Source organism: Symbiobacterium thermophilum IAM 14863, assembly GCF_000009905.1.
GTDB classification, from domain to species: Bacteria; Bacillota; Sulfobacillia; order Symbiobacteriales; family Symbiobacteriaceae; genus Symbiobacterium; species Symbiobacterium thermophilum.
This window is the reverse complement of the sequence record NC_006177.1, coordinates 1,971,867-1,998,595: the sequence shown is the minus strand read 5'-3', so window position 1 is coordinate 1,998,595 and position 26,729 is coordinate 1,971,867. Positions and strand designations below refer to the sequence as shown.

Sequence of the window (26,729 nt, the reverse complement as noted above, 5' to 3'; positions counted from 1 at the left end):
GTGTTCGTGGTCAAGCGGGGTTCGGACCTGCTCAGGTTCGCACTGTACGTGCTGGTGGTCGCGTCCCTGGTGTGGTACGTGGTGAGCCGGTTCGGCGAGTGGCGCGCCGCCCAGGCCCCTTCCCGCGGGCCGGTGTTGGCGGACGGCCCGGCGCCGGTGGTCGGCCCGGAGCCGGAGGAGGCCGAGGAAGCCCTGGTCCGGCCGGACGAGGAGGTCCTGGCGGAGGGGGCCGAGGGGACGGATTACTTCGCCGAATACCGGATCGAGCGGGAGCGGACCCGGGGCGCGCTGGGCGACCGGCTGCGCGAGGTGATGGTTGCGGAGGGCGCCTCGGCGGAGGTGCGGCAGGAGGCCGCCGCGCAGTACCTGGAACTGGGCCGCCGGGCCGCCCTGGAGAGCCAGGCCGAGGCGCTGGTGAGGGCCCGGGGCTTCACCGACGTGATCGTGCACCTGACCGACGGGTCGGCGCAGGTGGTGGTGAAGGCCCGCAGCCTCTCGCAGCAGCAGGTGGCGCAGATCATCGACACCGTGAGCCGCACCACGGGGGTGCGGGCCACGGCGATCACGGTGATGGCCCGGGACGACTGACGGATGCCCATTGGCCGCGGTCCGGGTTTCGTTCTAGAATAGGTGCGAATGGTGAGGGGCACCGCCGCCGGGATGCGGCGCCGCCCCGCGCGCACGGGAGGAAACGTATGAGCCCTTCGTTTCTGCAACAGCTTGTGGACCGGCTCCGCCAGGAGCCCCGCGTGCTGGCCGTCTACGTGGACCGCGGCCTGACCGCGCCCCGCACCGGCGAGGTGCAGGAAATCACCCTCCACCTGGCGGTGGAGGGCTCCTTCGCGCAGGCGGCGGACGCCTGGGCGGCCTCGCTGGCGGAGCTGGTTTACAGCGGACCGGAGTCCCACGGCTGGACCCTGATCACCCCGGACGGCACGGAGTGGCGTCTCTGCTTCCACGGCCCGTCGGCCGATTTCGCGGAGGAGGGGCTTCAGGGCGTGTTCGACCGCCGGGCGCCGTCCCGGGTCCGGGAAGGCGCGCAGGAAGGCGCATCGCCCTCGCCCGGCGGGGCCGCCGGCCAGGCGCAGACGGACGTGGCCGCGGTGGCGGCGGCCTTCTGGCGCGACCTGTACCGGGCCGCCCGGGCGATCCGGGCCGGGCGGGCCCTCACCGCGCACCACTGGCTCTTCGCCTGCGGCGGCCGCATGATCGATCTGTACCGGCTTGCGCTTCAGCCCGGGCCCAGCGGCCGGGGCTGGGAGGGCGCAGACGAGGTCCCCGGGATGGCGCGCGCTCTGGAGCCGGTGCGGGAGTTCCTGAGCAGCCCGCTGGAGTGCCCGGCGCAGCGCCGGGCCGCCCGCCGGCTGGGCGAGGCGTTCGAGGGGCTGGTGCTGCCGCTCTGCCGGCGGATCGGCGCCACCTACCCCATGGCCCTGCGCACCCTGACGTTCCGGGCACTGGAGCCGGAGCCGGACGCGGCGGGCGGAGGGGGGGCGGCGCCTCATCCGTCGGACGCGACGGCCCGGGGGAGAGGGTCCGGCTCCGGGAGCGGGATGAACGTGTAGCCTGCCTCCCGCAGCGCCCGGATCAGGTCGGGGAGCACGGCCAGGGTCTGGGCGCGTTCGTGGATCAGGATGAGCGCCCCGGGCTTCACCTGCTGCAGGACGTTGGCGACGATCTGCTCGGGGTCGTCGGCCAGCGCCCAGTCGCGGGAGTCGACGGTCCAGAGGACCGTGGACATCCCACGGGCCGCGGCGATCTCCCGGATCTGCCGGTCGTGCTCGCCGTACGGCGGGCGGAAGAAGCGCACCGGCACGCCCGCCGCCGCTTCCAGCGCGGCCTGGGACTCGGTGATCTGGGCCGCGGCTTCCCCGGGCTGCAGCTGGAGAAGGCGGGGGTGGGAGACGGTGTGCGTGCCGATCTGGTGCCCCTGCCGCACGACCTCGGCCGCGAGGGGGAGGCTCCGGCTGCCGCTGAGCCAGAAGAATACGGCCGGGACCTCCTCGGCCTCGAGCACGGCGAGGAACCGTTCGGTGAGCGGGCCGGGGCCGTCGTCGATGGTCAGCACCACCTCTTTCGCCTCGGTGGGCAGGCGGATCAGCGGGTCCGGGGAGACGGGCCCGGCCGGTGCGGGCGGCTGGCCTGCCGGCTCCTCGCCGGGACCGCCGGCGGGCTTCGCCTCGGCGTCCGCCGGGGCACTGCCGTCCTGCCCGCCGGGTGCGACCGCCGCGGACGGGTCGGCGGGGGCATCTTTCGGTGCGGACGGCGGAGGAACGACGCGGACCTCCGGCGCGGAGGGTTCCGGACCCGCTGCGGCCGGCGCCGGTGCGACCGCCCCGGCCTGTGCCAGAAGCGCCACCAGGAGAAACACCTTTGCCAGGTGGGAAAGAAACGGCCCCATACGCCCACCTTCCTTGCCTTCGTCCTTCGCGAAATACAACGAAGACGTAGCGGGAAAGGTTGCGCAAGGACGGGCGGCAAGGGGCGGAGCCGTCCGACATGTCGGTGACAGGCGCTGGCAGACTGTGCTACTATGAGACATGCGGGTGACCAGCCGTTCGCCGGGGCTGTATTCCAATGGCAGCGGACTGGTATACTACATAATGTGCGGCGGAGGCGAGGTGTGGATGTCGCCGGACAAGGAGCCGATGAAGGAAGGGAAGGAAGGCGAGCCGCAGGTCGAGTCCTCGATCCGCATCGCGGACGACGTCGTGGGCGTCATCGCCGGCATTGCCGCGCTCGAGGTGGACGGAGTGGCCGGCATGAGCGGGGGCCTGGCCGCCGAGGTCGGCGAGCGCATGACCGGCAAGAAGAACCCTTCCAAGGGCGTGAAGGTCCAGATCGGCGAGAAGGAGGTCGCCATCGACCTCTACATCGTCGTGGAGTTCGGCGTGCGCATCCCCGAGGTGGCGACGAAGGTGCAGGAGGCCGTCAAGCGGGCGGTGGAGTCCATGACGGGGCTGGAGTGCGTAGAGATCAACATCCACGTCCAGGGCGTGTCCTTCAAGGAACCCGAGGACGACTATCGCGTTCGGTAAGGGGTGCTTGCCCGTGGGCATCATCGACCGGGTTGTGCTTTCCATCTATACGTTCTCGCTGGCGATCATCTCGGGATTGATGGTCCTGCTGGCGATCGCCCCCGAATGGATTCCCGTGCACATCTGGCTGCAGGACCTGCTCCTGACCGGCCGCGGCCGGGTAGTTCTGGGGCTGGTCGGCAGTGCGTTCTTCGTCGTCTCCGTCCGGCTGATCGTCTTCGCCTTCTCCAGCCAGGGCGGCGGCCGGCCCGTGATCTACGAGACCTCCATGGGCGAGGTGCACATCTCCCTGGGGGCCGTGGAGTCGCTGGTCAAGAAGACCGCGCGCTCCGTGAAGGGCGTGCGCGACATGAAGGCCGTCATCACCCACGCCGAGGACGGCCTGCACGCCCACCTGACCGGCACGGTCTCGCCTGAGGTGTCCATTCCGGAGGTATCCGAGGAGATTCAGTCCGCCGTACGGCAGTATGTGAGGCGCGTGGTCGGCGTCGAGATGGCCGAGGTGCGCATTGACATTGAGAACATCGCCACCGACAGCCGCACCCGCCGCCTGGATTGATTGGAGGGCCATCCGGTGAAGTGGGAATGGCTCAAAGAAGTCGCGGCAGAACATCGCTACAAGATCATCGGCGGACTGGGTGGCTTCCTCTTCGCCCTGCTGGTGGTCTGGTTCGGTTGGTGGGCGCTGTTTATTCTGTTCTGCACCGGGATAGGTTACTGGATAGGCAAGCGCATGGACGAGGGGCCGGAATCGCTGGTGCAGATCTTCGAGCGTCTGCTGCCGCCGCGTCGGCGATGACCATGCAGGAGGAGACGGAAGGTGAGCAGGAGAAAGGCGAGGGAACTGGCCCTTCAGGCGCTGTTTCAGATGGATATTGCCGGGACCGACCCCGACACTGCGGTCGCCCAGGCGCTCACCCGGGAGACGGAGCCGGACTGGGCGCCTGACCGGCTGGAGGAGGAGTCGGCCGAGTTCGCGCGCCGGCTGGTCCGGGGCGCCTGGCAGCACCGGGAGGAGAGCGACCGGCTGATTGCCCAGTACGCGCGCGGCTGGCGGGTGGAGCGCATGGCCGCCGTGGACCGGGCGATTCTCCGGATGGCGGTCTATGAGATCGTACACAGCGAGGACGTGCCCGACAGCGTGGCCGTCGCCGAGGCGGTGGAGCTCGCCAAGACCTTCTCCACCGCGGATTCGTCGCGCTTCGTCAACGGAATTCTCGGTTCGGTCATTCGCGGAATGAAGGGTGCTGCCGGTGCAGACGAGGCTGTTTCTCGGGATTGATACCAGCTACTACACCTGTTCCGTGGCGCTGGTGGACGAGGACGGGCGGCTGCTGGAGGATCAGCGCCGCCTGATCTCCGTGGCGGAAGGCGAACGGGGTGTGGCGCCCAACGAGGCCGTGTGGGCGCACCTGAACGCCCTGCCCGACCTGGCGGAGCCGGTGCTGCGCAGACACGGCCGGTCGGTGGCGGCGGTGGCCGCCTCGGTGAAGCCCCGGCCGGTGGAGGGATCATACCTCCCGCCCTTCCGGGTCGGGGAGGGGTTTGGCCGCGCGCTCGCGTCGGCCCTGGGCGTGCCCTTCTACCCGACCACCCACCAGGAGATGCACATTCAGGCCGGCCTCTGGTCGGCGGACACGCCGCCCCGGGGTGACCGGTTCCTGGCGGTGCACCTGTCGGGAGGGACCACCGAGCTCATTCGGGTGACCCGGCGGCCCGGCGGCTTCGGCGAGGAGCTGCTGGGCGGCACCCAGGACCTGCACGCCGGCCAGTTCGTCGACCGGGTCGGGGTGGCCCTGGGGCTGCCCTTCCCGGCCGGACCGCATCTGGAGCGGCTAGCCGCGTCCGGCGAGCCGGGGCGCGTGCGGCTGCCCTCCGCGGTGCGGGGGTACACCGTATCGTTCTCGGGGCCGGAGAGCGCGGCACAGCGGCTGGTGGGACAGGCCGCGCCCGCCGACCTGGCCCTGGCCGTGTTGCACACGGTGGCCCGGACGGTGGAGAAGTGGCTGCTGCACGCGATGGAGGAGACCGGGCTCCGGGAGGTCCTCATCGTCGGCGGCGTGGCGGCCAATCAGATCGTACGGGCACGCCTGCGCCACCGGCTGGAGCACCCCGCCGTCGGGGCGCGCCTCGCCTTTGCCCAGCCGCGGTTCAGCACGGACAACGCAGTCGGCACGGCCCTGCTCGCACGGGCGTGCCACGGCGTGTCGTCATAGAAGACGACGAGGAAACGGAGGCGATCGCGTGACTGCAGGAGTGATCGACGGCAAGCAGGTCGCGGCTCAGGTGCAGGAAGAGGTGGCGCGGGAGGTGGCCGCCCTGAAGGCGGAGGGCCTCACGCCGGGGCTGGCGGTGGTGCTGGTGGGCGACGACCCCGCCAGCAAGGTCTACACGGCCAACAAGGAGCGGACGGCCAAAGAGCTGGGCATGCACTCGGTGCTCTACCACCTGCCCGCGACGACCACCCAGCAGGAGCTGGCGGACCTGGTCATGCAGCTCAACCGGGACCCCGCCATCCACGGCATCCTCGTGCAGTCGCCGCTGCCGGAAGGGCTGGACATGGACGCCGTCATCCGGCTCATCGACCCGCGGAAGGACGTGGACGGCTTCCATCCCGAGAATGTGGGCCGGCTGTGGATCGGTCAGGACGGGCTGGTGCCCTGTACGCCGGCGGGCGTCATGCGGTTGCTGGACGCCTACGGCGTTGACCCGAAGGGCAAACACGCGGTGGTGGTCGGCCGGTCCAACATCGTCGGCAAACCCATGGCGGCCCTGCTGCTACAGCGGCACGCGACCGTGACCATCTGCCACTCCCGCACGCCGGACCTGGCGGAGACCTGCCGCCGGGCCGACATCCTGGTGGCCGCTGTGGGCCGGCTGCAGATGATCACCGCGGAGCACGTCAAGCCCGGCGCCGTGGTGATCGACGTGGGCATCAACCCGGTTCCCGGCTTCAAGAAGCGCATCCGGGGCGACGTCGACTTCGACAGCGTCCAGGAGGTCGCCGGCCTCATCACGCCGGTGCCGGGGGGCGTGGGGCCAATGACGATCGCCATGCTGATGGCGAACACGGTCAAGGCGGCCAGAATGCAGACCGGCCGGTAGGCTGCGCCCCGCCGGACGGCCTCACGGGTGCGCGAGGCAGCCCCTTCCGGGCGCATGAGGAGGCGATGCTTTGGAGTCCTTCGCTCTGGCGGAGAGCGGGCGTCAACTCCTGACGGTGAGGGAGCTGACCCGCTACGTGAAGGACCTTCTGGACGAGGACCCGCTGCTCCGGTCGGTCTGGGTTCAGGGAGAGATCTCCAACTTCAAGTGGCACCACTCGGGCCACATCTACTTCACCCTGAAGGACGAGGTCGCCCAGGTGAAGGTCGTCATGTTCCGCTCGTACGCCAACCGGCTGCGTTTCCGGCCCGAGAACGGCATGCAGGTGATCGTGCAGGGGAACGTGACGGTGTTCGAACGGGACGGCGTGTATCAGCTCTACGCCGCCGCGATGGAGCCCTACGGCCTCGGCGCGCTGCACCTGGAGTTCGAGCAGCTGAAGCGCCGGCTCGCCGCGGAGGGGCTGTTCGACGAGGCGCTGAAGCGGCCGATTCCGAGCCTGCCCCGGGCGGTGGGGCTGGTGACCGCCCCCACCGGGGCGGCCATCCGGGACATGATCACCGTCGCCCGCCGCCGGTTCCCCGGCATGCGGCTGGTGCTGGCCCCCGCCCTGGTACAGGGGCCGGATGCGCCGGAGAGCCTGATCCGGGCGCTGGGCCTGGTTGCCCGGGTGCCCGAGGTGGACGTGGTGATCATCGGCCGGGGCGGCGGGTCGTTGGAGGACCTGTGGGCGTTCAACGACGAGCGGCTGGCCCGGGCGATCCGGGCGTGCCCGGTGCCCGTGGTTTCGGCGGTGGGCCACGAGACCGACTACACCATCGCCGACTTCGCCGCGGACCTGCGGGCTCCCACGCCGTCCGCCGCGGCTGAGCTGGTGGTGCCCTCCCGTTCCGAGCTGCTGGGCGTGGTGGACGGGCTGCGGATCCGTCTGTCCACCGCCGCCCGCCGGTCGGTGGAGCGGCGGCGCATCCGGCTCCGGGCCCTCACCGAGCGGCCGGTGCTGCAGCGGCCGCAGGGCCGGGTCCTGCAGGACCGGCAGCGGCTGGATGGCCTGGTCCGGCGGCTGGAGTACCTGGGCGGCAGCCTGCTGGCCGCCCGGCGGCGGGAGCTGGGCGGTCTGGCCGGCCGCCTGGAGGCGCTGTCGCCGCTGGCGGTGCTGGCGCGCGGCTACGCGATCGCCCGCACCGAGGAGGGGCGCGTGGTGAAGGACGCGGCTCAGCTTCAGGTGGGCGACCGGCTGGACGTGCTCCTCCATAGAGGATCTGTGCGCTGTCAGGTGGAAGAGATACGCGGCGACGCGGGGGAGGGGACGAGATGACGCAGGAGCTCAGCTTCGAGGAGGCCATTCAGCGGCTGGAGCAGGTGGTCAGGGAGCTGGAGAGCGGCGATCTGCCGCTGGAGCGTGGCCTGGAGCTCTTCCAGGAAGGGGTCGCGCTCGCGCGGCACTGCACCGCGCTGCTGGATCGGGCCGAGGCGCGCATCGAGCAGCTGCTGGAGCGCGACGGCGGGGTCGAGACCCTTCCCTTCGAGCCGGAATGACGTAGGGGGACGACGAGTTTGAGGGGCGAGTTTCAGCAGTACATGGCCGCGCGGCGGCAGCAGGTGGAGGCGGCGCTGGACCGGTACACCGCCGGGCTCGACGCGCCTTCCCGGCTGGTGGAGGCCATGCGGTACAGCCTCCTTGCCGGAGGCAAGCGGCTCCGGCCGATCCTGACCATTGCCGCGTCCGAGCTCTTCGGTCTGGAGGCGGCCGACGTGATGCCCGGCGCCTGCGCCCTGGAGATGATTCACACCTACTCGCTCATCCACGACGACCTGCCCTGCATGGACGACGACGACCTGCGCCGGGGCCGTCCCACCTGCCACAAGGTCTACGGCGAGGCCATGGCTGTGCTCGCGGGGGACGCGCTGCTCACCCAGGCCTTCGCGCTGATGGCCGAGCAGGCAGCCGTCCCGCGCGTCGGGCCGGCGCGCGCGGTGCGGGCTGCCGCGGAGCTCGCCCACGCCGCGGGAGCCGAGGGCATGGTCGGCGGGCAGGTGGAGGACTTGGCGTGGGAGGGCCGCCAGGCGGACGAACCGCAGCTCAGGCGGATCCACTCCCTGAAGACCGGCGCGCTGTTCCGCGCCGCCGTGCGTATGGGCGGCATCCTCGCCGGTGCAGGCGAGGAGGACCTGGACCGGCTGGGGCGCTACGCGACGCACTTCGGGCTTGCCTTCCAGATCTGGGACGACGTGCTGGACGTGACCGGCGACGCCGCCCTGACGGGGAAGGGCGTCGGCCGCGACGCCCGGCTGGACAAGTCCACCTACGTCACCCTGCACGGCGTGGAAGGCGCGCGCGAGCGCGCCTACCAGGCCGTCCGACTGGCGCTGGAGGAGCTGGAGCCCTTCGGCGGAGCGGGCTGGGTGCTCAGGGCCTTGGCAGAATCTGTGGTTGACCGCGTCGCCTGACGGGTGCTATCATCGTTTGGTGACGAAGCGAGTCACTCATGATCGCGGATTATGGGTGGCGCAGTATCCTAGTCAGTACTACCTTTTCCGAAGGCGGGCCTAAAAATCCGCAAAGGGCACATTCGATGACGTCTCTGGTGCTGGCCGCCGATGCCCAATCGGGGGTTGGTGCTGGGGATTCAGCGAACCGGGCCGTTCTGGTCCGACGCTGCCGGATTGAGGGCGACCCGCAACGGCATGCGGGCCCCGACCCTCCTTCCGTGGAGGCCTGCACGCGCGGCGGTCGCGCCAATGTGAGCGATGCGGCTGCGGTGCAGTGTAGACCTGCATGCGGTACCGAAACATGGTGAGGTGCTGGGTGCAGCGTAGCCTGCCTTGAGTGGGCGTGGCGGATGCGACCGTGGGCGTAATGGCCCGGTAACCCCTGCCGGACGCCGGCCAGCTGAGGGCGGGGGCGATGGAAGCTGAAACCACGCCTGCAAAAGAGGCTAGGAAAAGGTGTGTTGTCGAAGAAAATTCCTAGGCTGCTCGAAAGAGGTCTGGCAAGGATTGTAGTGTGGTCTAAGTGGTAATCCAGCCCTGCCGGTGGCGACACGGCAGCTGGGCCATAAAGGGAAACCGCCGTGGCGGCGACGCTGCGGAGGCCCTGGGGAAATCCTGCTGGACCTAAGCCACAAGATTTACTTGCCAGGCTGCCACCCATAATTTTATGTATACGCGGGGGCGGGTACCCATTTGGGTATCCGCCTTTTTCCCTTCGGGCCCCTGGCGTTGTGGCCCAATAGATGGTATGGTAGTATCGAAATGACCACTCGGATCGGGGGGCGCGTGCATCCTTTCGGGGTGCACCACCCGTAGTCTGTCCTTCAGGAGCGTCTGGCAAACATGGCGAAAGAACCTCCTCCAATACCAGGATGGCGCCGCGCCGTCCGGGTAGGCTTACTCTCATTTCTGCTGGCCGTCGTCGTCAACTGGAGTTCAAACCTGGCGCTGCACCGCGTACATGCAATAATCGCCTTCGTGATCGTCCTGCTGCTGATCGCCGTCAACATCGTCTTTGACATCCTGGGCACCAGCGTCACCGCCGCCGAGCTGCCGCCGCTCAACTCCATGGCGGCCAAGAAGGTGCCGGGCGCCAAACAGGCGATCTGGCTGGTGCGCAATGCGGACGCCGTCGCCAACTTCTGCAACGATGTGGTCGGCGACGTGGCCGGCGCCGTCACAGGCGCGGCCGGTGCCACCGTCGCGATGAAGCTGGCGCGGATGATGCAGGGCGCCAGTTGGGTGGAGGAAGCCCTGGGGCTGCTCATCATCGGCGTCATCTCCGGCCTGACAGTGGGCGGCAAGGCCGCGGGGAAGTCGTTTGCCATCGAGAATGCGACGACGGCCGTCATGGCGGCCGGACGGATCATCTACTGGGCGGAGAACATCACCGGCCGCTCCTTCACCGGCGGCCGTTCCGGGAGCAACGGGCGAAGGAGGAACTCGTAGCGATGCACCTGCGGGACCTGACCGGTCCGGAGCAGCTGAAGCGGCTGGCGCCCGCCGAGCTGGCCCAGCTGGCGGCCGAGATCCGGCGCGTCATCCTGGAGACGGTGGCGACCAACGGCGGTCACCTCGCCCCCAACCTGGGCGTGGTGGAGCTGACGCTGGCACTGCACATCGTGTTCGACAGCCCGCGGGACAAGATCCTCTGGGACGTGTCGCACCAGAGCTACGTGCACAAGCTGCTTACGGGACGGCTGCACCAGTTCCATACCCTGCGTCAGTTCGGCGGCATTGCCGGCTTCACCGATCCGCGCGAGTCGGTCCATGACCACTTCCACTGGGGCCATGCCTCCACCTCCATTTCCGCGGCGGTGGGCATGGCCAAGGCGCGCGACCTCGCCGGCGACGACTATGAGGTGGTCGCCGTGATCGGCGACGGCGCCCTGACCGGCGGCATGGCCTACGAGGCGCTGGACCACGCCGGCCACGACAAGACCAAAGTGATCGTGGTGCTCAACGACAACTCCATGTCCATCGCCCCCAACGTGGGCGGCATCTCCAACTACCTCGCCCGTATCCGGACCGGCCCCTCCTACCAGCGGGTCAAGCACGACGTCGCCGAGGCCCTGCGGCAGATCCCGCTGATCGGCCCCCAGGCGCTGGAGCTGGCGGACCGGCTGAAGGAGGGCGTGAAGCACCTGCTGGTGCACAACATGTTCTTTGAGGACCTGGGCTTCACGTACCTGGGGCCCGTGGACGGGCACAACGTGAGCGCCCTGGTGGACGTGCTGCGCCAGGCGCGCGCCTACCCCGGGCCGACGGTGGTCCACGTGGTCACCACCAAGGGCAAGGGGGTGCCCTACGCGGAGCAGCTGCCCGACAAGTTCCACGGCGGCGGCCCCTTCGACGTCGCCACCGGCCGGACCGGGCCCGGCAGCCTGACCTACAGCGAGGTCTTCGGCAACGTGATGTGCAAGCTGGCGGCCGAGGATCCCCGGGTGTGCGCGATCACGGCCGCGATGCCCTCCGGCACCGGGCTCAGCCGCTTCGCCCGGCAGTTCCCCGACCGGTACTTCGACGTGGGCATCGCAGAGCAGCACGCGGTGACCTTTGCGGCCGGCCTGGCCAAGGGCGGGATGCGGCCTGTCTTCGCCGTGTACTCCACCTTCCTGCAGCGGGCCTACGACCAGGTGATCCACGACGTGGCCCTGCAGAACCTGCCGGTCACCCTGGCCATTGACCGGGGTGGGCTGGTGGAGGACGGCGCGACCCACCAGGGCGTCTTCGATGTCGCGTACCTGCGGGCGATCCCCAACATGGTGGTCATGGCGCCCAAGGACGAAAACGAGCTGCAGCACATGCTCTATACGGCGCTGTGCCACGACGGCCCGGCGGCGCTGCGCTATCCCCGGGGCAAGGCGCAGGGGGTGCCGCTGGACGAGACGCTGCAGCCGCTGCCCATCGGCCGGGGCGAGGTGATGCAGGAGGGCGCCGACGTGGCGCTGATCGGCCTGGGCACCATGGCCCGGGTGTGCCAGGAGGCCGCCCGCCTGCTGGCGGAGAAGTCCATCTCCGCGATGGTCATCAACCCGCGGTTCGTCAAGCCCCTGGACGCCGAGCTGCTGCTGCGGGCCGGCCGGGAGGTGGGCGCGGTGGTGACCGTGGAGGAGGCCTGCCTTGCCGGGGGCTTCGGTTCCGCCGTCCTGGAGCTGTACGCCGCCCACGGGGTGAACGCCCGCGTGGAGCGGATGGGCATTCCGGATGAGTTTGTGGATCACGGCCAGCCGGCCCGGTACCTGGAACGCTACGGGCTCACGCCGGAGGGCGTGGCGCAGCGGGCCGAGGCGCTGTTGCTCCGGATGCGTTCCGACCTGGCGGCGCAGCCGGCCCGGCGCAGCCGCAGCGTGCGGCGGCTGAGCGGGGCGAAGGCGGCCGGCAACGGGGAGACCTGAGGAGCTATGGCAGGAGAACGACTCGACGTGGCCCTGGTCAGCCGGGGCCACTTTCCTTCCCGGGAGCGGGCGCAGGAGGCCATCGCGGCCGGGATGGTCCGGGTGAACGGCCGGGTGATCACCAAACCGGCCCGCAAGGTGGACCCCGGCGACGCCATCGAGGTCACCGGGGATCCCATCGGCTACGTGGGACGGGGCGGGCTGAAGCTGCAGGGCGCCCTGGACCAGTTCGGCATCGACCCGGCCGGGCGCGTCTGCCTGGACGTGGGTGCCTCCACGGGGGGCTTCACCGACTGCCTGCTGCGGCGGGGGGCCCGGAGGGTCTACGCGGTGGACGTGGGGCGTGACCAGCTGCACCCCAGCCTGCGGCAGGATCCGCGGGTGGTGGTCATGGAGGAGACGGACATCCGGTCGGTGGCGGCCCTGCCCGAGCCGGTGGAGCTGGCGGCCGTCGACGTGTCCTTCATCTCGCTGACGTTGGTGCTGCCGGCGGTGGCGCGGCTGCTCGCACCCGCCGGGCAGATCGTCGCCCTGATCAAGCCGCAGTTCGAGGTAGGGCCGGGCGGCGTGGGCAAGGGCTGCATCGTGCGCGATCCGGCGCAGCACCGGCTGGCCGTGGACCGGGTGCTGCGGCGCGCCGCTGAGCTGGGGCTGGCCTGCGTGCGGGTCATCGACTCACCGATCCTGGGCACGGAGGGGAACCGGGAGTTTTTGGCCTGGTTTGTGCCGGGGGCGAATTTGGCCCATCGGGAAGGAGCGGCGGTGCCGGACCGGGAATGATGAGGGGGAGGAGGTGCGTTCGTGGAGGCTCCAGAGGTCAAGATAGAGGTCGAGTGCGCACACTGCGGCAACCGGAAGCTCGTCCAGCTCCCCGGGCAGTGGACGCCGATGCCCCTGAACGAGAACAACCAGCCGTTCCCGGGGCCGGCGATGCCGGTGGTGCTCCTGGGCTGCACCCGGTGTGGATACGTCCAGATGTTCAGCCCCCAGGCGATCAAGCCCAAGCCGTTCCCCGAGCGGCCTGCGCAGCAGCAGGGGGCGCAGCAGGATTCCGGGGCGAAGTAGCCCGAGACGCGACGAGGCCCTCCCGCCGTTACCGGCCGGGAGGGCCTCACCGCGGCGGTCAGATCGCGCCGGGAAACGGCGTCGTGGCTACCGTGGTGTTGGGGATGAACGAGTTGAACCCGGAAGCCTTCGTGGCCGGGAAGCCCTTGCCGAAGAAGGGCTTGCCGACAAACGGTTTGCCGAGGAAGGACTTGCCGTAGAACGGTTTGCCAAAGCCGTAGAACATCATAACCCCCCCGGGCCAGCATATGCGGCCGACCCGGCGGCGGTCACGGCGCCGGGGGCGCGTACGGTCCCGGCGGCGTCTGTGCAGCGGCCTCCAGCAGGGGCGCCGCGGCGGCCGCGACCTGCAGCGGGTCGAAGTACCCGATGCCGGGCAGGTATCCGGCGGGGCCGGTGACCGTCACCATTCCGGGCCGGGCCGGCCAGCTCTGAGAGCCTGACTGCGCGGGCGGCGCCGGCACCACGGCGGCGCGGATCGCAAAGGGATTCGGAAAGCCCCAGGGCAGGGGGCACGGGGGCAGGGCGGGCAGCGGATGCGGCCCGCCAGGCTGGGCCGGGGGCGCCACCGCGGTCACGGGCACGAAGGCGACCCCCGGAACCCCGGTTCCCCGACCGCCCTGGACCCCGGCGGGGCCGAGCGCGGCGGGGCCCGGCGCGGGCAGGACCGGAGGCGGCCAGGGCAGCGGCGCGGGCGCCGGATATGTACGCTGCATGGGGAGCCTCCTTTCGGGCAGTCGCGGGTGGATGCCATGCATCAGTGTACGCAGGGGGCCCGCGCACGGCCACCGGGGCCGGGAAGGCGCGGCCCGGATCCGGGCGCCCGGGGCGGTAAGAGGAAGGATGAGGAAGGAAGCGAATACTACTCAAAGATGTCTGCCCGCGGGGAGGCCGAGCCGGGATGCCCAAGTACGCCCTCGTCATCAACGAAGACAAGCCCATGGCCGTAACGACCGGGGAAGAGATCCTGCAGCGGCTCGAGGCGAGCGGTGCCGCCGTCCTGCTTCACCCCGCGGCGGCCGGCCGCCTGGGCAGGCCCGACCTGGCCGCGCCCGAGGGGCCGGCCTGGGGCGAGGTCGACATGCTGATCGTACTGGGCGGCGACGGCACCCTGATCCGGGCGGTGCAGCGGGTCGCGCCCTACGGCGTGCCGGTGCTGGGCATCAACACCGGCCACCTGGGGTTCCTCACCGCCATGGAGAGCGGCGATGCCCTGGCGGAGCTCGACCGGGTCCTGGCGGGGAGCTACCTGCTGGAGGAGCGCATGATGCTGGAGGCGACGGTGGTCCGGGACGGGCTTGCCCTGGCGACCATGCCCGCGCTCAACGACGCCGTCATCTCCAAGGGTCCCCGCGCCCGGATGGTGCACCTGGAGGTCTCGGTGGGCGAGACGGTGGTAGCCCGTTACCGGGCCGACGGCGTCATCGTCGCGACGCCGACCGGGTCCACCGCGTACTCGCTCTCGGCGGGCGGGCCCGTCGTCGAGCCCACGGTGGATTGTCTGCTGGTCACGCCGATCTGCCCCCACACCATGAGCGCCCGCTCCATCGTGGTGGGGGCTGACGTCGCGTTGGCGATCCGCGTCGCGGCCAGCCCCGGCGAGGTGGGCCTCTCGGCGGACGGGTCTGACCCGTTCCCGCTGCTGCCCGGCGACGTGGTCCGGGTGGGCCGTGCGCCGTACACGGCGCGGCTGGTGCGGCTTCCGGGCTATCGCTTCTACGATGTGCTGCGGCAGAAGCTGTCCGGCACGTAGCGGAAATGCACCGCTGTATATGCAAGTATGCGAATGAATATGCAGGGATTGCCGGGCGTTCCGCCGAATTGGCAGGGGAGATGGCCGCCGCTTCGGGCACGTGCGGTCCAACTCCAGGGCGAGGTGACGCGTGGTGAAGGCACGACGACAGGCCAAGATTCTTGAGCTGGTTCGGACGCGGGTGATCGAGACCCAGGAGGAGCTGGCCGCTGCGCTGGCTGCGGAGGGCATCCCCGTCACCCAGGCGACGATTTCGCGGGACATCAAGGAACTGCAACTCACCAAAGTGCCGATGCCGGACGGGCGTTACCGGTACGCGCTGCCCGAGGAACCGGGCGCCGCGGCGGGGGAGCGCTGGCGCCGCATCTTCCGGGAGGCGGTGCTGACCATCGACCACAGCGGCAATCTGGTCGTCATCAAGTCGCTTCCCGGCACGGCGCAGGGCGTGGCTGCCGCCATCGACCACGCGGGCTGGCCGGAGATGATCGGCACGGTGGCGGGCGACGACACCGTGATCGTCGTGGTGAAGCCCGCGGACGCGACCGGCGAGGTGGCCGAGCGGCTGAAGGGGCTCATGCGTTGACGGGGAGGGGCCTCGAGTGCTGGTCGAAATCGCGATCGAACAGTTCGCTCTCATAGACCAGGTGCGCCTCCAGTTCACGGAGGGCATGAACGTCCTCACCGGCGAGACCGGCGCCGGCAAGTCCATCATCCTGGACGCGGTGCAGGCGGTGCTGGGCGGGCGCACGTCGCCCGACGTCGTGCGCTCCGGGGAGGAGCGCGCCGTGATCGAGGCCGTGTTCGACGTGTCCGACGCGCCCGAGACGCAGGAGGCCCTGCAGCGGCTGGGCGTGCCGGTGGACGAGGACGGCCTGCTGGTGATCCGGCGGGAGATCTCCCGGAAGGGGCGGGGCGTCATCCGGATGAACGGGCGCACCGTCACCGCCGGCATGCTGCGGGAAGCCGCACAGGGGCTCATGGACCTGCATGGCCAGCACGAGCACCAGTCCCTGCTGCAGACGGACAAGCACCTGGACCTCTTGGACCAGTACGGCGGATCGCTCCTGCAGGACGCGGCGAAGCCGCTGGAGTTGCTGGACCGGTACGCCGGTCTCGACCTGGCCGGGATGCGCGCCCGGCTGGCCGAGGTGGTGGAGGCGATCCGCGGGGTGCAGGCGGAGCTGCAGGAGCTGGTCGGCGACGAGCGTGACCGTGCCCGCCGGGAGGATCTGCTGCGCTTCCAGGTGGAGGAGCTGCGCGGGGCCAGGCTCAGACCCGGCGAGGAGGAGGAGCTGGAGGCCGAGCACCGGCTGCTGGCTAACGCCGAGCGGCTGAGGCGGACTGCCGGGCAGTCATACGCCCTGCTGTACGACGGGATGGCCGGCCAGCCCAGCGCCGTGGACCTGCTGGGGCAGGTGAAGGCCGAGCTGGAGGACGCGCTGCGGCTCGACCCCGACCTGGGCGAGGCGCTGGAGATGGTCAGCCAGGCCCTGGTGCACGCCCAGGAGGCGAGCCACCTGCTGGCGGACTACCGGGAGCGGGTGGACCTGGACCCTGAGCGGCTGGCGCAGGTGGAGCGGCGGATGGACCAGCTGGCCACGCTGAAGCGCAAGTACGGCGACACCGTGGAGGAGATGCTCGACTACCTCGCGCGGATCGAGCAGGAGCTGTCGCGGCTGGAGCACAGTCACGAGCTGATCGCGGAGCTGAAGGCGCGGGAGGCGGAGCTGGGCCGCGAGGCCGAGGCGCTGGCGGCGGCGCTCAGCGAGGCCCGGCAGGCGGCGGCCGCGCGCCTCGGCGAGCAGGTGGCACGGGAGCTGGCCGACCTGGGCATGCCGGCCGCCCGTTTCCTCGTCTCGGTGGAGCGGCCGCCGGAGCCCACCTACCGCGATGTGACGGCCCGGGGCTGGGACCGGGTGGAGTTTCTGTTCTCCCCCAACCCCGGCGAGCCGGTGAAGCCGCTGGCGAAGATCGTCTCCGGCGGCGAGATGAGCCGCATCATGCTCGCGCTGAAGGCGATCCTGGCGCGGGTGGACAACGTCCCCAGCCTCGTTTTCGACGAGGTGGACACGGGCATCTCGGGCCGCGCGGCCCAGGCCGTGGGCGAGAAGCTGGCGCGCATCGCCGGCGACCGGCAGGTGCTGTGCGTGACCCACCTGCCGCAGGTGGCCGCGCTGGCGGACCGGCACTTCCACATCGAGAAGGCGACGGACGGAAGCCGCACCACGACCCGATGTCGGGTGCTCAGCCCCGAGGGGCGCACCGAGGAGATCGCCCGCATGATCGGCGGCGCCGAGGTGACGCAGCACACCCTGGCGGCGGCGCGCGACCTGATCCGGGCCGCGGAGGAGTGGAAGGCGCTGCAGCGCGGTCAGGCAGCGCCGGTGTGAGCGGATCGCAACGGGTGTGTGTGATCAAGAGCGAGGGGGCCCTGGCGGGCCCCTTTTTCCCTGCCCGTCCGAGATCTCTACTGAAGTGCAGGCTGGATGAGGACATGTGCAGGGCCGGCACCGACCCGCGCGGTGCCTGGTGCCTATAATGTTTACGAAAGGTACATTATCAGACGGATTCTCCAGAGCTTTCCCTGAGCCTCGGCCCCGACAGGTCAACACGGGGACCGGTGGGATTCCCTTCTCCGCCCGCCCTGGCGCTGTGGTGCCGCCCGGATGCCCGTGCCCCTTCGAGGTACGTCTGCATCGACCTTGATTGCAAGATCGGCTTCCTGTGGAGGACAAACTGTGGCCGTCAGAAGATGCGGTCCCTGTTCGCGCTCGGGGACGCGTCGTGTTCCGGCATGATCACCGGTCTGGTCCCCAACCGCGATCTGTAGTGATATGAGTGTTCGCGCAATCGAAGCGGGCTCAGGTTGCATAACGCGGCGACAACCCGGGTAACTTAATGTGCACAGAGGCGGCGAGGTCAACTGCGCCGCCGTTTTCTTAGAGACACAGAGACAGAGAAGTGGGAGACGCAGTGGAGAAGGGGTCCGCCCTGGGGAAGAGAAGCTTCAGGGAGGGACGCCCCGATGTCAACCCGGGAGAAGTGGCGGAGGGCCGCCGGCCTTCTGCTGGTCGTCCTGATCCTTTCCGTCTGTGCCACACCCGAGTTCCGCACCTTTGTTTCCCTGCCCGATCACCTGCGCCTTCCCCAGGGCCAGGCCCACGAACTCTCGCTGGGCATCCCCTTCAGCACGGCCGTGCCCACCTCGGGCCAGGGGCTCGCGGTGCAGCGGTCCGGGTCCCCGCTGCAGCTGGCCGCCGAGCAGACCGGCCGGTACACCTTGGATGTGAAGCTGTTCGGGCTGATCCCGATCCGGCGGATGACGGTGGACGTCGTCCCCGAGATCCGGGTGGTGCCCGGAGGCCATTCGATCGGCGTGCGGCTGCAGAGCGACGGGGTGCAGGTGGTGGGGTTCGCGGCCGTCGAGGATGAAGAGGGGCGCGTCCACCACCCGGGGCGGGCGGCCGGCCTGCAGGTCGGCGACACCATCCTCGCCATTGACGGGCGGCCCGTGCGCGGCGAGGACCACGCAGTTCACCTGTTTCAGGAAGCCGGCCGGCGGGGCCGGGAGATCACCCTCACCGTCCGCCGGGGCGACGAGCGGCTGGAGCGGACCGTGAAGCCCGTGCGGGAAAAGGAAACGGGCCGCTGGCGGGTCGGGCTCTACATCCGCGACGGCGCCTCGGGCGTCGGAACGCTCACCTTCTACCACCCGCCCACCCGCAAGTTCGGCGCCCTCGGCCACGTGATCGCGGAGGGCGAGAGCCGGCGGCCGTTCCAGTTCGCCCACGGGCAGATCACCGCGGCCGACGTCGTGAAGATCCAGAAGGGGAGGCGGGCCGCGCCGGGCGAGAAGATCACCAGCCACCCCGACTCCGGCGGCCGGCTGGGCGTCATCGAGAAGAACACGCCGTTTGGCATCTTCGGCCGGCTGAACAGCCCCCTCAAGAACCCGCTTTACGAGGAACCACTGCCGGTGGCCATGGCCAGCCAGGTCAAGGAGGGGCCGGCCGAGATGCTCACCGTCGTCGACGGGCAGAAGATCGAGCGGTTCCAAGTCGAGATCGTCCGCCTGATCCGCCAGCCCACCGCTGAAGGGAAGAACATGATCGTGCAGGTCACGGATCCCCGGCTGCTGGAAGCGACCGGCGGCATCGTGCAGGGGATGTCGGGCAGTCCCATCATCCAGGACGGCCGGGTGGTCGGGGCCGTGACCCACGTCTTCGTCAACGACCCGACGCGCGGATACGGCGTGCTGATCGAGTGGATGCTGCAGGAGGCCGGCCTCCTGCCCGCCGAGCGCAATACGGAACCGAACCAGTCGGGCCTCCGGGAGGACACGCTCCTCCCGGAGGTTTTGTCTGGGCGGGCGGTCCGCGGCGGTGGCAGGCGAGCTGGTAACGTTTGTGTAACATCTATGTGTGTATACTTATAAACTATCGGTTCCCGGTTGCGCCTTTTGTGGGTGAGCGGCCCCGGGAACGTACGGTCAGGTTGGGGGTTGAATGAGAATGTCGGCCCACAAAGTTCGGCTCCTGGTGTGCGACGACAACCGCGACTTCTGCGCCCTGCTTCAGGAGTATTTCGCGCTGCAGCCCGACATGGAGGTGGTGGGCGTGGCGCACAACGGCCTGGACGCGGTGGCGGCCATTCAGGAGCAGCAGCCGGACGTGGTGTTGCTGGACATCATCATGCCTTACATGGACGGGATCGGCGTCCTGGAGCAACTGGCCCGGACGAAGCTGAGCGCCCGGCCCAGGATCCTGATGCTGTCCGCGTTCGGCCAGGAGGCGATTGCCCGGCGGGTGATGGCCATGGGCGCGGACTACTACGTGGTCAAGCCGGTCGACTTGGAGATCCTCGCCGCGCGGGTTCGGCAGCTCGCGTGGGGTGATGCCCTCGCCGACTCGCCGCGCGTTCCCCCGGCGTCGCACGCCGCCGGCCACACGCTGGACGAGGTGCATGCACTGCTGCGCGCCCTGGGCATCCCGCCGCACCTGAAGGGATACCGGTACCTGGGCGACGCGATCCTGCTGGTTCTGGAGCAGCCCGAGCTCCTGGGCGCGGTGACCAAGGGGCTGTATCCCGCGGTCGCGCGCAGCCACGGAACCACCGCCTCCCGGGTCGAGCGGGCCATCCGCCACGCGGTCGGCATGGCGTGGGACCGGGGGCTCGAGCCGCTGCGAAAGCTCTTCCGCCGCGGCGCGGAGGGCAGGCGGACCAAGCCCAGCAACTCCGAGTTCATCGCCGCGGTGGTGGACCGGCTCCGGGCCGGCTCCGCGGCGGGCTGAGGCTCCGCGCACACGCTGCAGGGAATTGCGCTTCTTCAGCCGAAATGGTCTGCAAGAGAGTGCAGCAGGGGTGTGGCGGATGCTGAACGTGGTGATCGTCGGTGCGGGCAAGGGCGGCACGTCGCTGCTGAACGCGCTGCTGAAGATGTCGCGGCAGGTGCGGGTGCTGGGGGTGGCCGACCGGCGGCCCGACGCCCCGGGCCTCGGCCTGGCGGCGGCCCACGGCATCCCCACGACGACCGACTTCACGGGGCTGGTCTGCCTGCCCGAGGTGGACGTCATCGTCGACGCGACGGGACAGCCCGGGCTTGACGAAGAGATCCGGCGGCTGAAGTGGCCGCGGGCGGTGGTCATCGAGGGGCTGGCGATGAACCTCATCCTCAGCTTCGTGGAGGAGAGCCACCGGCTCCTGCGCGCCCTCGAAGAGAGGGAGCTGGAGCGGGACGTGATGCTCGACTCCACCCACGACGCGATCGTGGCCGTGAACGCCGAGGGCGTCGTCACCCTGCTCAACCGCTCCGCCGAGAAGTTGCTGGGCGTGAGTCGCGACCAGGTGCTGGGCCGGAGGGCGGCGGACGTGATCCCCAACACCCGGCTGCACGTGGTGCTGGCCACCGGCGAGCCGGAACTCAACCAGCAGCAGGAGGTGGGCCGCACCACCATCGTCACCAACCGGGTGCCCGTGCGCAACAAGGACGGCCAGGTCGTTGGCGCCGTGGCCGTGTTCCGGGACATCACCGAGGTCAAGGCCCTCGCGGAGGAGATCACCGGGCTCCGGGAGATGAAGGTGCTCCTGGAGGCGATCTTCAACTCCACCCAGGACGCGATCTCCGTGGTGGACGAGAACGGCATCGGTTGGATGGTCAACCCCGCCTACTCAGCCCTGACGGGGTTGAAGCCGGAGGAGGTCATCGGCAAGCCGGCGACAGTGGACATCGACCCGTCGCAGGAGTCGATGCACCTGCAGGTGCTGCGCACCCGGCAGCCGGTGCGGAACGTGCCGCTCCGGGTCGGCCCCCGCAAGCGGGAGGTCGTGGTCAACGTGGCGCCGATCCTGGTGGACGGGAAGCTGAAGGGCTCGGTGGGCGTGATCCGGGACGTCTCCGAGATCGCGCGGCTCTCCGCCGAGCTGGAGCAGCACCGCAAGCTCCTGCGCCGGCTGACCTCCTCGTACACCTTCGACGAGATCATCGCCGACAGCCCGGTGATGCAGCAGGCGGTGGAGCAGGCCCGGCGGGCGGCGGAGACCCCTGCCACCGTCCTGCTCCGGGGCGAGAGCGGCACGGGCAAGGAGCTCTTTGCGCACGCCATCCACAACGCCTCCAGCCGGCGGAGGGGCCAGTTCATCCGGGTCAACTGCGCCGCGATCGCGGAGTCGCTGCTGGAGTCGGAGCTCTTCGGCTACGCCGAGGGCGCCTTCACCGGCGCCCGCAAGGGCGGCAAGCGGGGGCTGTTCGAGGAGGCGCACGGCGGCACCCTCTTCCTGGACGAGGTGGGCGAGCTGCCGCCGGGGCTGCAGGCGAAGCTGCTCCGGGTGCTGCAGGAGAAGGAGATCGTGCGGGTGGGTGAGGCGAAGCCCATCAAGGTCGACGTGCGGGTGATCGCCGCGACCAACGCCCCGCTGGAGGAGATGATCGCCAAGGGCACGTTCCGGGAGGATCTCTACTACCGGCTGAACGTCATCCCCATCGTCATCCCGCCCCTGCGGCACCGGCAGGAGGACATCCCCAAGCTGGTCAAGCACCTGATTGAGAAACTGAACAAGGAGTACGGCCGCAGCGTGCAGGACATCGCCCCCGACGCCCTGCGGGTGCTGATGGATTACCACTGGCCGGGCAACGTGCGGGAGCTGGAGAACATCATCGGCCGGGCGATGATCGCCATGTCGGTGACCGACACCATCATCGAACGGCGGTTCCTGCCGCCGCTGGGCATTGCCCCGGCCCCCGAGGTCCCACCCGCGGAGGACGGCCGGGCCCGCCCGGGGGTGCGGCCGCTGTTCGAGGTGGTGGCGGAGGCGGAGAAGGCGGCCCTCCTGCAGGCGCTGCAGGAGACCAAGGGCAACAAGACCGAGGCCGCCCGCCGGCTGGCGATCGCCCCGCGGACCCTCTACTACAAGCTGGAACGGTATGGGCTCATGTAGTCGGGCGAGGTCACCGGGCCTCGCCTTTTTGCGCGCCGACGGGGTTCTGCACATTTTTGCAGGCACCATGCTGCAGAACGATGCAGGATCCTGCGTATGCAACCGTGCAAGGGGGAGGCATCGGTTCCGACGACCGGCGGACCCATGCGGGTTACGCCGGGTGGTCGAGGCCGGACGCAGGTGGCACGGATTTTGCGATAGTTGGGGGCAGCGACGGGCAGCGGCCTTGCCCGGCCGCTGCCAGTGGGGGGTCGGCCATCGTGGGTGTGTTCGAGCGCATGATGCGTGACGGACACGAGCAGGTGGTGTTCTGCTACGACAAGGCCACGGGGCTCAGGGCGATCATCGCCATACACGACACGACCCTCGGCCCGGCCCTGGGAGGGTGCCGGATGTGGCCTTACGCCACGGAGGAGGAGGCGCTGGAGGACGCGCTGCGGCTGGCGCGGGGCATGACCTACAAGTCGGCCGCCTCGGGCCAGAACCACGGAGGGGGCAAGGTGGTCATCTGGGGCGACCCGGCCAGGGACAAGTCCGAACCGCTGTTCCGGGCCCTCGGCCGGTTCGTCGGGACGCTCCGGGGCCGGATCATCACCGGTACCGACGTCGGCACCGACAAGACCGACTTTGTCTGGGCCCGCCAGGAGTCGCCCTGGTTCGTCGGCCTGCCCGAGGACGAGGGCGGGTCCGGCGACACGGCGGTGCTCACCGCCTACGGCGTCTGGCAGGGCATGCGGGCCTGCGCCCGGTTCCTGTGGGGGGAGAGCAGCCTGCGGAATCGGCGGATCGCCCTTCAGGGGCTGGGCAAAGTGGGCTCCCGCCTGCTGGCGCACCTGCTGGAGGACGGCGCCCGGGTGACGGTGACCGACCTGCGCCCGGAGCGGGTGGAGGCGGTCTGCGCCCGCCACCCCGAGGTGGTTGGGGTGGAGCCGGACGCCATCTATGACGTGCCGTGCGACATCTTCTCGCCCAGCGCGCTGGGCGGCGTGCTCAACGACGCGACGATCCCCCGGCTCCGGTGCGCGGCGGTGGCCGGGTCCGCCAACAACCAGCTGGCCGAGGCGCGGCATGGCGACCTGCTGCACGCGCGGGGAATTCTGTACGCGCCGGACTACGTCATCAACGCGGGCGGGTTGATCCAGGTGGCGGACGAGATCCTGGGCTTCAACCCGGAGCGGGCCCGCCGCAAGACCGCGGCCATCCACGACCTGCTGCTGCGGATCTTCGCCATCAGCAGGGACGAGCGGATCCCGACTTACCAGGCCGCCGACCGCCTGGCCGAGCAGCGCATCGACCGGATCGGCCGGCGGCGGGGCATCTACATCCCGGAGTGAGGGACGGTGAACCGGAGTGTCCGCTGAGGGATTCCGCATTCTCGTGATCAACCCCACGGCTACCGCCACACGGATTGCACTGTTCGACGACGATGAGGAGCGGCTGGCAGCGGACCTTGCCCACAGCCCGGACGAGCTGGCCCGCTTCGAGCGGGTCTGGGACCAGTACCTGTACCGGAAGGACCGCATCACGGAGCGGCTGCAGGCGGAGGGAATCCGGCTGGAGAGCCTGCACGCCGTCGTGGGGCGGGGAGGGCTGCTGAAGCCGGTTCCCGGCGGCGTTTACCGGGTGAGCGGTGCCATGCTCGACGACCTGCGGGCGGGCGTTCAGGGCGAACACGCGTCCAACCTCGGGGGCATACTGGCTTACGGCATCGCCCATGCCCTCGGCATCCCCGCGTTCGTCGTGGACCCCGTTTCCACGGATGAGATGTGGCCCGAGGGGCACCTCACGGGGATCCCCCAGATCCGGCGCACCAGCCTCGCCCACGCGCTCAACATGCGCTGGGTCGGCCGCCGGGCGGCCGCCGCGCTGGGCAAGACATACGATGAGAGCAACCTGGTGATGGCGCACCTGGGGGCCGGCATCTCGGTGGCCGCACACCGGCAGGGGCGCATGGTGGATGCCACCAACGCGCTGGAGGACGGTCCGTTCGGGCCCGAGCGCGCCGGCCGCCTGCCGGCGGGCGACCTGGTGCGGCTCTGTTTCTCGGGTCGGTACACCGAGCGGGAGCTGATCCGCCGGCTGACGTCCGGCGGCGGCCTGGTCGCCCACCTGGGCACCCGGGACTGGCGCGAGGTGGAAAAGCGCATCGCCGCGGGGGACGGGGAGGCCCGGCTGGTCTACCAGGCCATGGCGTACCAGGTGGCCAAGGAGATCGGCGCGATGGCGGTCGCCCTGCGCGCGCGGGCGGACGCCGTCGTCCTGACCGGGGACCTGGCCCATTCCCGGCTGCTCACGGACTGGATCACGGGGTGGGTGGACTGGATCGCCCCCGTGCTCCGCTTCCCGGGCAGCGAGGAGAACCGGGCCCTGGCGGCCGGCGCCCTGCGGGTCCTCCGCGGAGAGGAGGAGGCCAGGACATACGCATGATCACATCGCTGGACCAGTTGATTCCCGCCGCGCAGGCCGCAGTGGGCGGCCGGCCGCCGGTGATGGCGGTGGCCCAGGCGGACGATCCGCACGTCGAAGAAGCCGTGTCCGAGGCCGAACGGCTGGGGCTCGTGAGGGGGTACCGCATCTCGCGGGCGGACCCCGCCGAGGCCGCGCGCCTCGCAGTCGACGCCGTGCGCGCCGGCGAGGCACAGCTGTTGATGAAGGGGTTGCTGCAGACCGCTGAGATCCTGCGGGCGGTGCTGAACCGGGACGCCGGGCTCCGGACCGGCCGGGCCCTCTCGCACGCCTGCGTCGTCCAGGTGCCGGGCTTTCCCCGGCTGCTGCACATCAGCGACATTGCCCTGAACATCCGACCCGACCTGGCACGCAAGGCCGACATCCTGCGCAACCAGGTGGCCGTGGCCCGCGCCCTGGGCCTGGAGTGCCCGAAGGTGGCCGCCATCGCCGCCGTCGAGAAGGTGAACCCGGACATGCCGGCCACCGTGGACGCCCGCGCGCTGCAGGAGATGGCCGAGCGGGGCGAGTTCGGGGACTGCGTCGTGCAGGGCCCCCTCGCCCTGGACCTCGCGCTCTCGGCCGAGGCCGGCGCCGTGAAGGGGGTCACGGGCCCCGTCGTGGGTGCGGCGGACGTGCTCATCATGCCCGACCTGGAGACGGGCAACGTGCTCTACAAGGCGCTCATCCACCTGGCGGGCGCGGCGTCCGCGGGCATCGTGGTCGGCGCCCGGTGCCCGATCGTGCTCCTCTCCCGCTCCGACCCGCCGGCCTTCAAGCTGAACTCGATTGCACTGGCGGTCCTCGCCGCCTCTGCATAGCGGATCACCCCCGTATAGCCCACACGCATGGGTCAAGCACCATCACAAAAGGAGGTCATCGCATGGGGATCTTTGAGCAGATGGCGCAGTACGGACACGAGCAGCTGGTCTTCTGCTATGACAAGTCCACCGGGCTCCGCGCGATCATCGCCATTCACGATACGACGCTGGGGCCGGCGCTGGGCGGGCTCCGCATGTGGCCGTATGAGCGGGAGGAGGATGCCATCACCGACGTGCTCCGGCTGGCCCGGGGCATGACGTACAAGAACTCCGCCATGGGCCTCAACCTGGGCGGGGGCAAGGCCGTGCTGTGGGGTGATCCGCACACCGACAAGAGCGAGGAGCTGTTCCGGGCGTTCGGCAAGTTCGTCGAGACGCTGGGCGGCCGGTACATCACGGCGGAGGATGTCGGTACCACCGTCGAGGACATGAACTACGTCCTCATGGAGACTGACCACGCCTGCGGCCGGGCTGAGGTGTCGGGCGACCCCTCCCCGGTGACGGCGTACGGCGTGTTCATGGGCATCAAGGCCTGTGTCAAGCAGGTGTTCGGGACCGAGGAGTTGAAGGGGAAGAAGATCGCGGTCCAGGGGCTCGGCAAGGTGGGTTACCACCTGTGCCGGTACCTGCACGAGGCCGGCGCCGAGCTGATCGTCACCGACATCGACCCGGAGGCCGTGGAGCGGGCGAAGCAGGAGTTCGGGGCCAAGGCCGTCGCCCCCGACGAGATCTACACCGCTGAGTGCGACATCTTCGCCCCGTGCGCCCTGGGCGCCATCTTGAACGACGACACCATCCCCGGCCTGAAGTGCAGGATCGTCGCCGGCGCGGCCAACAACCAGCTGAAGGAGCCGCGGCACGGCAACATGCTGCGGGAGCGCGGCATCCTGTACGCGCCCGACTTCGTCATCAACGGCGGCGGCGTGATCAACGTGGCCGAGGAGTACCATCCCCAGGGCTACAGCCGGGAGCGGGCCCTGAAGCGGGTGGAGACCATCTACGACAAGCTCCTGCGGGTCTTCCAGATCGCCGAGCAGCGGAACATCAGCACCGCCGAGGCGGCGGACGTCATGGCCGAGGAGCGCATGCACAGGATCCATCAGCTCAACCGGATCTACCTGGCCGAGTAAACGCAGGGGGCCGGAGGGGGAGCGGGCCTCCCTCTCCGGCCCCCGCA

Annotated in this window: 28 protein-coding genes; 25 read left to right on the top strand and 3 right to left on the bottom strand. The window is 70.1% G+C overall.

The features are described 5' to 3' along the window. Positions 1-588, top strand: coding sequence for a SpoIIIAH-like family protein (locus STH_RS09325; RefSeq protein ID WP_011195983.1), 588 nt, complete (start codon positions 1-3; stop codon positions 586-588). Between the two features lie 107 nt (positions 589-695). Then, positions 696-1,565 carry a hypothetical protein gene (locus tag STH_RS09320; RefSeq protein ID WP_011195982.1) on the top strand — a complete coding sequence of 290 codons (870 nt, stop codon included), beginning with the start codon at positions 696-698 and terminating at the stop codon, positions 1,563-1,565. Here the strand turns inward: STH_RS09320 and STH_RS17220 are convergent. Next, positions 1,502-2,401 carry a polysaccharide deacetylase family protein gene (locus tag STH_RS17220; RefSeq protein WP_050742204.1) on the bottom strand — a complete coding sequence of 300 codons (900 nt, stop codon included), beginning with the start codon at positions 2,399-2,401 and terminating at the stop codon, positions 1,502-1,504. The genes STH_RS09320 and STH_RS17220 overlap by 64 nt on opposite strands. A 247-nt stretch (positions 2,402-2,648) precedes the next feature. On the opposite strand from STH_RS17220, the gene STH_RS09310 reads away from it, so the two are divergent. The 13 genes from STH_RS09310 to STH_RS09250 all read left to right on the top strand — a co-directional run bounded on the left by STH_RS09310 (position 2,649) and on the right by STH_RS09250 (position 13,099). Continuing rightward, positions 2,649-3,038: an Asp23/Gls24 family envelope stress response protein gene (locus STH_RS09310; protein ID WP_011195980.1), complete on the top strand. Its 390-nt coding sequence runs from the start codon at positions 2,649-2,651 to the stop codon at positions 3,036-3,038. Between the two features lie 13 nt (positions 3,039-3,051). Then, entirely contained in the window at positions 3,052-3,597 is a 546-nt protein-coding gene (gene amaP, locus STH_RS09305; RefSeq protein ID WP_011195979.1) for an alkaline shock response membrane anchor protein AmaP, read from the top strand. A gap of 15 nt (positions 3,598-3,612) precedes the next feature. Continuing rightward, positions 3,613-3,837, top strand: a complete 225-nt coding sequence (locus tag STH_RS09300) for a DUF2273 domain-containing protein (protein WP_011195978.1) — start codon at positions 3,613-3,615, stop codon at positions 3,835-3,837. Between the two features lie 21 nt (positions 3,838-3,858). Beyond that, positions 3,859-4,320, top strand: a complete 462-nt coding sequence (gene nusB / locus STH_RS09295) for a transcription antitermination factor NusB (RefSeq protein ID WP_011195977.1) — start codon at positions 3,859-3,861, stop codon at positions 4,318-4,320. After that, positions 4,292-5,254, top strand: coding sequence for an O-sialoglycoprotein endopeptidase (locus tag STH_RS09290; protein WP_011195976.1), 963 nt, complete (start codon positions 4,292-4,294; stop codon positions 5,252-5,254). Before nusB ends, STH_RS09290 begins: the two co-directional genes overlap by 29 nt. A gap of 28 nt (positions 5,255-5,282) precedes the next feature. Continuing rightward, positions 5,283-6,143: a bifunctional methylenetetrahydrofolate dehydrogenase/methenyltetrahydrofolate cyclohydrolase FolD gene (gene folD / locus STH_RS09285; protein ID WP_011195975.1), complete on the top strand. Its 861-nt coding sequence runs from the start codon at positions 5,283-5,285 to the stop codon at positions 6,141-6,143. A gap of 70 nt (positions 6,144-6,213) precedes the next feature. Next, positions 6,214-7,461, top strand: a complete 1,248-nt coding sequence (xseA, locus tag STH_RS09280) for an exodeoxyribonuclease VII large subunit (protein WP_011195974.1) — start codon at positions 6,214-6,216, stop codon at positions 7,459-7,461. Then, positions 7,458-7,682 carry an exodeoxyribonuclease VII small subunit gene (gene xseB / locus STH_RS09275; protein WP_011195973.1) on the top strand — a complete coding sequence of 75 codons (225 nt, stop codon included), beginning with the start codon at positions 7,458-7,460 and terminating at the stop codon, positions 7,680-7,682. Before xseA ends, xseB begins: the two co-directional genes overlap by 4 nt. An 18-nt stretch (positions 7,683-7,700) precedes the next feature. Further along, on the top strand, positions 7,701-8,594 hold the full coding sequence (locus tag STH_RS09270; protein ID WP_011195972.1) for a polyprenyl synthetase family protein: 894 nt from the start codon (positions 7,701-7,703) through the stop codon (positions 8,592-8,594). Positions 8,595-9,614: 1,020 nt separating this feature from the next. Then, complete coding sequence (locus tag STH_RS09265) at positions 9,615-10,085, top strand: hypothetical protein (protein ID WP_083766038.1); 471 nt, start codon at positions 9,615-9,617, stop codon at positions 10,083-10,085. Between the two features lie 2 nt (positions 10,086-10,087). After that, positions 10,088-12,034, top strand: coding sequence for a 1-deoxy-D-xylulose-5-phosphate synthase (dxs, locus tag STH_RS09260; RefSeq protein ID WP_011195970.1), 1,947 nt, complete (start codon positions 10,088-10,090; stop codon positions 12,032-12,034). Positions 12,035-12,040: 6 nt separating this feature from the next. Beyond that, positions 12,041-12,814 carry a TlyA family RNA methyltransferase gene (locus STH_RS09255; RefSeq protein WP_011195969.1) on the top strand — a complete coding sequence of 258 codons (774 nt, stop codon included), beginning with the start codon at positions 12,041-12,043 and terminating at the stop codon, positions 12,812-12,814. Between the two features lie 21 nt (positions 12,815-12,835). Continuing rightward, complete coding sequence (locus STH_RS09250; protein ID WP_011195968.1) at positions 12,836-13,099, top strand: hypothetical protein; 264 nt, start codon at positions 12,836-12,838, stop codon at positions 13,097-13,099. 58 nt (positions 13,100-13,157) lie between these two features. On the opposite strand, the gene STH_RS18795 is transcribed toward STH_RS09250, so the two are convergent. Both STH_RS18795 and STH_RS09245 read right to left on the bottom strand, forming a co-directional pair. Further along, positions 13,158-13,325 carry a hypothetical protein gene (locus tag STH_RS18795; RefSeq protein ID WP_158506889.1) on the bottom strand — a complete coding sequence of 56 codons (168 nt, stop codon included), beginning with the start codon at positions 13,323-13,325 and terminating at the stop codon, positions 13,158-13,160. A 43-nt stretch (positions 13,326-13,368) separates the two neighbouring features. Then, complete coding sequence (locus STH_RS09245; RefSeq protein WP_011195966.1) at positions 13,369-13,815, bottom strand: hypothetical protein; 447 nt, start codon at positions 13,813-13,815, stop codon at positions 13,369-13,371. A 185-nt stretch (positions 13,816-14,000) separates the two neighbouring features. Between STH_RS09245 and STH_RS09240 the strand changes: the two genes are divergently transcribed. The 10 genes from STH_RS09240 (at position 14,001) to STH_RS09195 (ending at position 26,682) form a co-directional block, all read left to right on the top strand. Beyond that, a complete protein-coding gene (locus STH_RS09240) occupies positions 14,001-14,852 on the top strand; it encodes an NAD(+)/NADH kinase (RefSeq protein ID WP_011195965.1) in 852 nt (283 codons plus the stop codon). A gap of 133 nt (positions 14,853-14,985) precedes the next feature. Then, a complete protein-coding gene (gene argR / locus STH_RS09235; protein WP_043713851.1) occupies positions 14,986-15,435 on the top strand; it encodes an arginine repressor in 450 nt (149 codons plus the stop codon). A gap of 16 nt (positions 15,436-15,451) precedes the next feature. Beyond that, positions 15,452-17,242 carry a DNA repair protein RecN gene (recN, locus tag STH_RS09230; protein WP_011195963.1) on the top strand — a complete coding sequence of 597 codons (1,791 nt, stop codon included), beginning with the start codon at positions 15,452-15,454 and terminating at the stop codon, positions 17,240-17,242. Positions 17,243-17,877: 635 nt separating this feature from the next. Further along, the gene (spoIVB, locus tag STH_RS09225) at positions 17,878-19,287 is read left to right on the top strand and encodes a SpoIVB peptidase (protein WP_011195961.1); all 1,410 of its coding nucleotides are present in this window, start codon (positions 17,878-17,880) and stop codon (positions 19,285-19,287) included. 76 nt (positions 19,288-19,363) lie between these two features. Next, a complete protein-coding gene (gene spo0A / locus STH_RS09220; RefSeq protein ID WP_011195960.1) occupies positions 19,364-20,143 on the top strand; it encodes a sporulation transcription factor Spo0A in 780 nt (259 codons plus the stop codon). A gap of 79 nt (positions 20,144-20,222) precedes the next feature. Beyond that, the gene (locus STH_RS09215) at positions 20,223-22,286 is read left to right on the top strand and encodes a sigma 54-interacting transcriptional regulator (protein ID WP_011195959.1); all 2,064 of its coding nucleotides are present in this window, start codon (positions 20,223-20,225) and stop codon (positions 22,284-22,286) included. A 260-nt stretch (positions 22,287-22,546) separates the two neighbouring features. Further along, the gene (locus tag STH_RS09210; RefSeq protein ID WP_011195958.1) at positions 22,547-23,620 is read left to right on the top strand and encodes a Glu/Leu/Phe/Val dehydrogenase dimerization domain-containing protein; all 1,074 of its coding nucleotides are present in this window, start codon (positions 22,547-22,549) and stop codon (positions 23,618-23,620) included. A gap of 16 nt (positions 23,621-23,636) precedes the next feature. Further along, a complete protein-coding gene (gene buk / locus STH_RS09205; RefSeq protein WP_011195957.1) occupies positions 23,637-24,713 on the top strand; it encodes a butyrate kinase in 1,077 nt (358 codons plus the stop codon). Between the two features lie 62 nt (positions 24,714-24,775). Further along, positions 24,776-25,552: a phosphate acyltransferase gene (locus tag STH_RS09200; protein WP_070105508.1), complete on the top strand. Its 777-nt coding sequence runs from the start codon at positions 24,776-24,778 to the stop codon at positions 25,550-25,552. A 62-nt stretch (positions 25,553-25,614) separates the two neighbouring features. Beyond that, positions 25,615-26,682, top strand: a complete 1,068-nt coding sequence (locus STH_RS09195) for a Glu/Leu/Phe/Val dehydrogenase dimerization domain-containing protein (protein WP_011195955.1) — start codon at positions 25,615-25,617, stop codon at positions 26,680-26,682. The last annotated feature ends 47 nt before the right edge of the window (positions 26,683-26,729 follow it).

What these genes read in the sequence shown, in the direction of transcription:
- STH_RS09320 (WP_011195982.1), top strand. Translation starts at nt 696, where the DNA reads ATGAGCCCTTCGTTTCTGCAACAGCTTGTGGACCGGCTCCGCCAGGAG.
- STH_RS17220 (WP_050742204.1), bottom strand. Translation starts at nt 2,401, where the DNA reads ATGGGGCCGTTTCTTTCCCACCTGGCAAAGGTGTTTCTCCTGGTGGCG.
- STH_RS09310 (WP_011195980.1), top strand. Translation starts at nt 2,649, where the DNA reads ATGAAGGAAGGGAAGGAAGGCGAGCCGCAGGTCGAGTCCTCGATCCGC.
- xseB (WP_011195973.1), top strand. Translation starts at nt 7,458, where the DNA reads ATGACGCAGGAGCTCAGCTTCGAGGAGGCCATTCAGCGGCTGGAGCAG.
- dxs (WP_011195970.1), top strand. Translation starts at nt 10,088, where the DNA reads ATGCACCTGCGGGACCTGACCGGTCCGGAGCAGCTGAAGCGGCTGGCG.
- STH_RS09255 (WP_011195969.1), top strand. Translation starts at nt 12,041, where the DNA reads ATGGCAGGAGAACGACTCGACGTGGCCCTGGTCAGCCGGGGCCACTTT.
- STH_RS18795 (WP_158506889.1), bottom strand. Translation starts at nt 13,325, where the DNA reads ATGTTCTACGGCTTTGGCAAACCGTTCTACGGCAAGTCCTTCCTCGGC.
- STH_RS09245 (WP_011195966.1), bottom strand. Translation starts at nt 13,815, where the DNA reads ATGCAGCGTACATATCCGGCGCCCGCGCCGCTGCCCTGGCCGCCTCCG.
- STH_RS09240 (WP_011195965.1), top strand. Translation starts at nt 14,001, where the DNA reads ATGCCCAAGTACGCCCTCGTCATCAACGAAGACAAGCCCATGGCCGTA.
- spoIVB (WP_011195961.1), top strand. Translation starts at nt 17,878, where the DNA reads ATGTCAACCCGGGAGAAGTGGCGGAGGGCCGCCGGCCTTCTGCTGGTC.
- spo0A (WP_011195960.1), top strand. Translation starts at nt 19,364, where the DNA reads ATGTCGGCCCACAAAGTTCGGCTCCTGGTGTGCGACGACAACCGCGAC.
- STH_RS09215 (WP_011195959.1), top strand. Translation starts at nt 20,223, where the DNA reads ATGCTGAACGTGGTGATCGTCGGTGCGGGCAAGGGCGGCACGTCGCTG.
- STH_RS09200 (WP_070105508.1), top strand. Translation starts at nt 24,776, where the DNA reads ATGGCGGTGGCCCAGGCGGACGATCCGCACGTCGAAGAAGCCGTGTCC.
- STH_RS09195 (WP_011195955.1), top strand. Translation starts at nt 25,615, where the DNA reads ATGGGGATCTTTGAGCAGATGGCGCAGTACGGACACGAGCAGCTGGTC.